This is a genomic window from Streptomyces bugieae, assembly GCF_036352915.1.
In the GTDB taxonomy this organism is placed as follows: Bacteria; Actinomycetota; Actinomycetes; order Streptomycetales; family Streptomycetaceae; genus Streptomyces; species Streptomyces endophytica.
This window is the reverse complement of the sequence record NZ_JAZBJP010000106.1, coordinates 1-485: the sequence shown is the minus strand read 5'-3', so window position 1 is coordinate 485 and position 485 is coordinate 1. Positions and strand designations below refer to the sequence as shown.

General features: G+C 64.7%; 1 protein-coding gene. It reads left to right on the top strand.

Translation table 11 applies throughout. The features are described from left to right. The coding region (locus tag V2J85_RS40395; protein ID WP_330824363.1) for a substrate-binding domain-containing protein at positions 1-485 on the top strand (485 nt) is incomplete at both ends.

Below are 485 nucleotides of genomic sequence, written 5' to 3'. Positions count from 1 at the left end.
CTTCAAGAAGGGCGCCAAGTCCGTCCTCGACGGCAAGGTGAAGTACGGGAAGGAGTACGACACCAAGGAGTGGAAGCCGGAGAACGCCAACTCCAACATGGAAGCGGCGATCACCGCGCTCGGCAAGGACAAGATCGACGGCGTCTACTCCGCCAACGACGGCATGGCGGGCGGCATCATCACCGCCCTCAAGGCCGCCGGTCTCAACCCGCTCCCGCCCGTCACCGGCCAGGACGCCGAGCTCGCGGGTGTGCAGCGCATCGTCACCGGTGAGCAGTTCATGAGCGTCTACAAGTCCTACCCGGCCGAGGGCATCGTCGCCGCCGAGATGGCCGTCGCGCTCGCCAAGGGCGACAAGCTCGACTCGATCGCCACCTCGAAGGTCGACAACGCCAGCCAGAAGGGCATCCCGACGGTCCTCGTCCCGGTCGTCTCGCTGACCAAGGACAACATCAAGGACACCGTCATCAAGGACGGCATCTACA